The sequence below is a fragment of the Aldersonia kunmingensis genome (assembly GCF_001646865.1).
In the GTDB taxonomy this organism is placed as follows: domain Bacteria; phylum Actinomycetota; class Actinomycetes; order Mycobacteriales; family Mycobacteriaceae; genus Aldersonia; species Aldersonia kunmingensis.
The window spans coordinates 1-3,848 of record NZ_LRRB01000102.1; the positions used below are offsets into that span (position 1 = coordinate 1).

At 67.6% G+C, this 3,848-nt stretch carries 6 protein-coding genes; 5 read left to right on the forward strand and 1 reads right to left on the reverse strand.

The annotated features are described in order from the left end of the window. Window positions 1–229 (reverse strand): MerR family transcriptional regulator (locus tag A8G08_RS26590; RefSeq protein ID WP_157108452.1); only part of this gene is annotated, 229 nt, incomplete at its 3' end. Between the two features lie 133 nt (window positions 230–362). On the opposite strand from A8G08_RS26590, the gene A8G08_RS07390 reads away from it, so the two are divergent. The 5 genes from A8G08_RS07390 to A8G08_RS07410 form a co-directional block, all read left to right on the forward strand. Continuing rightward, a complete protein-coding gene (locus A8G08_RS07390) occupies window positions 363–800 on the forward strand; it encodes an Hsp20/alpha crystallin family protein (protein ID WP_157108450.1) in 438 nt (145 codons plus the stop codon). 511 nt (window positions 801–1,311) lie between these two features. Further along, window positions 1,312–1,683 carry an STAS domain-containing protein gene (locus A8G08_RS07395; RefSeq protein WP_245672714.1) on the forward strand — a complete coding sequence of 124 codons (372 nt, stop codon included), beginning with the start codon at window positions 1,312–1,314 and terminating at the stop codon, window positions 1,681–1,683. Window positions 1,684–1,838: 155 nt separating this feature from the next. Beyond that, a complete protein-coding gene (locus A8G08_RS07400) occupies window positions 1,839–2,243 on the forward strand; it encodes an STAS domain-containing protein (RefSeq protein WP_245672715.1) in 405 nt (134 codons plus the stop codon). Window positions 2,244–2,287: 44 nt separating this feature from the next. Next, entirely contained in the window at window positions 2,288–2,761 is a 474-nt protein-coding gene (locus A8G08_RS07405; protein ID WP_169823278.1) for an ATP-binding protein, read from the forward strand. 819 nt (window positions 2,762–3,580) lie between these two features. Next, the coding region (locus tag A8G08_RS07410) for a hypothetical protein (protein WP_157108451.1) at window positions 3,581–3,848 on the forward strand (268 nt) is incomplete at its 3' end.

The following is a 3,848-nucleotide window of genomic DNA, read 5'->3' on the forward strand; positions in this document are numbered from 1 at the left end:
CCAGGGCGGCGATGCGCGCCAGCCGGGCCAGGTCGTTCTCGCTGTAGCGCCGCGTGCCGCCCGCGCTGCGCGCGGGGGTGACCAGCCCGTGCTGCTCGTAGAGACGTAGCGAATGCATCCCCAGCCCGGACAGCTCCGCGGCCACCGAGATCCCGTACACCGCACGTCCCGGGCCCGGCCGATGATCGCGCCCCGGACCGGGATCGTCATTGTGGCGATCGCCCGACATCGCGCTCCCCTCTCGCATTCTCCAAGATTACCTTAGCCAGACTCTTGCACTCATCTCAAGACAGTGCTAAATAAATCTATGTCAGATAGCAGAGGTTATCTGGATGTATGTACTGCGATGGAGATGGGAGTGAGTGGAGGTGGCGACCATGCTGATGCGCACCGATCCGTTCCGGGATCTGGACCGATTCACGCAGCAGGTGTTCGGCACGGCGGCGCGGCCGGTGGTGATGCCGATGGATGCCTGGCGCGAGGGTGATGAGTTCTTCGCCGAACTCGACCTGCCCGGGATCGACCCGGAGTCACTGGATCTGGATATCGAACGCAATGTGGTGACGGTGCGGGCCTCGCGCCCGCCACTGGATGCCGACCGGTCGATGATCGCCGCGGAACGCACCCGCGGGGTGTTCAGCCGCCAGTTGTTCCTCGGCGAGAATCTCGATACCGAGGCGATCCGCGCCGACTACCGCGACGGGGTTCTGCGTCTGGTGATCCCGATCGCGGAGAGAGCCAAGCCCCGCAAGATCGAGATCACCCACCAGTCCAACGGGCATCAGGCGATCGACGCCTGACCCGGCGCACGAAGGCTCGTGCCCCGATCGTCGTTTTCGTCGGTGTACGCGTCCGGGTCACGCCCTTGGCGCGGTGTAGACCCGGCGCCGCGAATGGAGGCGAGGTGATGCCTACCGAAGCGACTGCAGGAGCAGCGCAAACGCTCTGGCAAGCCGGTATTGGCCGGGTACGATCCGGGCCATCCCGCTTGCGGAAACGTCGCAGAAATTCATCTTCCGATTCTGCCCACCGAGGGGTGGGGCCCCGGACGCCGGGCGCCTGGGGCCTCACCCCGGCCCATTACCCGAATCGAACGCACAACGACCCGGTCGAGGACACGCACGGCCGTCGCGACCGGCACCGAATTCGTTCCCGCACACCGCCGCACGGTCCGGCACACCGGCCGGACCGGCAGCGGCCCCATGATCGGCAGGACATCGTGATAACCATCGAAACATCCGCCATCCCCGGGTGTGCCGGCCGCTGCCGGCCCGAACCGGGTCGGCAGCGATGACCGGAAAGGACCCGGACGTGACCACCGGCCCGGGGTTCGCACCGGACGGGTTCGCCGTCGCCGTGACCTGGCATGACGACGTCGTGGTTGTTGGCGTCGGTGGAACGCTCGACATGGTGACCGCGCCCGAGCTCACCGAAGCGATTCAGAACACGCTCAAGCGCGAGCATTCCGCGGTCATCGTGGACCTGACCGGTGTCGAGTTCCTCGCCTCGGCGGGCATGACCGTCCTCCTCGCCACACACGAACAGATCGGCGAATCGGCGAAGTTCGCTGTCGTTGCCGATGGTCCCGCGACCGCACGACCGCTGCATCTGATCGGCGTCCACAAACGGCTGACGATCCATCCGAGCCTCCAAGCGGCACTCGACGCCGCCGCGGTGACCTGACCCGCGGGCCGTCGAAACCGTTTTCATGCACAGCGCGCGTTCCGAGTGGGTTGATCGGGGCCGGACCGACGGCGCGGGAAGGGCCCGGGGTCACACGCTGCCCCGTGCTAGCGTGCCGCGTGCGCTGCGGCGCGCCAGACTCAGTGAGGTATGCGGTGTTGAAATCCACGATCAGAGACGGCTCGGACGCGATTCCCGATCCGGGAATCGGAGCGGGCGGGTGCCAGATCGCCGTCACCCGGCACGACCGCACGGTCGTCCTCGGCGTCAGCGGCACGCTCGACATGGTGACCGCACCCCGACTGACCGAATCGATCCAGACCGCGCTCGACAGCGAGCCGACCGCGGTCATCATCGACCTGACCGGTGTCGAATTCCTCGCCTCGGCCGGCATGACCGTCCTCATCGCCGCCCATGAACGGATCGGCGGATCCGCGCAGTTGGTTGCCGTTGCCGACGGGCCGGTCACCGCGCGACCGCTGCGCCTGGTCGGTCTCGACAAGCTCCTGACCATCCACCCGACCCTCGACGAGGCACTCGAAGCCTCCGCGGGGAAGTGAGCACCCCAGCCGCCACCCGGATGAGCCCCACGCACCCACGATCGGTGACCAGCCCGCCGCGGTCCAGCAGGCTGGTCGCCTTCGGCCAGTCCAGTACAGGAAATCCAGCCGGAGCATCGACGCTGCGCAGGTCGTTCCATCTCTGGCTGGACACGCAGCTGATGCTGTCGGCCGAACAGTTGAGCGACCTCACCCTCGCCGTCAACGAAGCACTCGCGAACGCGGTCGAGCACGCCTACGCCGGCGCCGACACCCGCGGCGATGTCGAGTTACATGCCCGCTTCGACGTGCGCACCGGCGACCTCGTGGTCGTCATCCGCGACCACGGCACCTGGCGCCCACACCAACCCGACCCACATCACCTGCGCGGACGCGGGATTCCCCTGATCCAGGCACTCGCCCCAGATTCCACGATCGACACCGACGACAGCGGCACCTGGGTCCAACTGCGCTGGTCGGGGTTGACCCAGCGACACCAGCACACCGATCGCGACACCACCCCAGCACAACCACGGTAAAGCCCCCCGTGACCAGGGCATCGATTGGGGTGGAGGTGGTCAGGGACAGCAGCCAACCGCGCCGCAACTCGTAGCCGGTGATGAACACCGTCCCCTCCGTCCTGGACGCGAATGGAAACGATTCCAGAATGCTTGCGCGCCTTACCACTTCACAGCTACGGAACACGCTTCTGGCAGGCGGCATGACCAGGCCCTCGATGTTCTGGCGAATGTGGGGAGACTGGATATCCGACTACCTGCGGGCCAGACGCCCCCGAACTCATTCGAGACTGTCGATTCCGGTCGAATGTTGAGCAGATAGCTCCGGAGCAGGCTGCTCAACCTTCGGCCGGAGCTGACAGCGACGACAGCTGTCGACGGCAGGCGAAAGCTGACCCCTGCGTGGCAGGCGGGTTCAACCGCGGATTCGCGTCGTCGTCGCAACACCCGGCCGGATTTCATAGTGCCAGTTCGGATTTGAAGACCTCGACCGGTAGCACCTCACGACCTTTGCGTCGCCGCCTGTTACCCGTCACGGGCGGCCGGCGGTTTGTGTGTGCGCGTCCGCGCGGAGCCCCGCCGGCGGCGGTCCGGTCGCTGCGCTCCCCCGAATCGATGCCGCCTGCGGCCGCCCGGACTTGTTGAAAGGCGTTGCGGCCCGGCCGATTCTACGGGCGCCCCTCCCGCGTCAAGGGCGCTACCGCGTCGCTGCGCGATGACCTGCGGCCACCCTGTGACCCGCGAGCCTCCAGGCGCCCTGGGCCAGGCGTAAGGGCAGGCCGCGGGCCTGCCCCGGCGGGACCCGCCGAGCCGCAACCACAAACCCCTGGAGCGCTCCCCATGACCATCACCGCCAGGCACCTCCACCCACTGCACACCACCGACCCCGTCATCCGCGCCTACGTCACCCGCTCCATCGACGTCGCGCTGGCCAGCAGCGCCGGCGACCTCACCGACCTACACGCCCGCATCCGCGAACAAGCCACCGCCGCAGACAAGGTCGCCAAGCTCTTCGCCAACCCCCGACGCGCCCGCACCGTCAACGCCCAGGTCCGCCGCCACGAACTCGCCTGCGCCACACGGATGAGCAGCGTCGCCGGCGAACTGC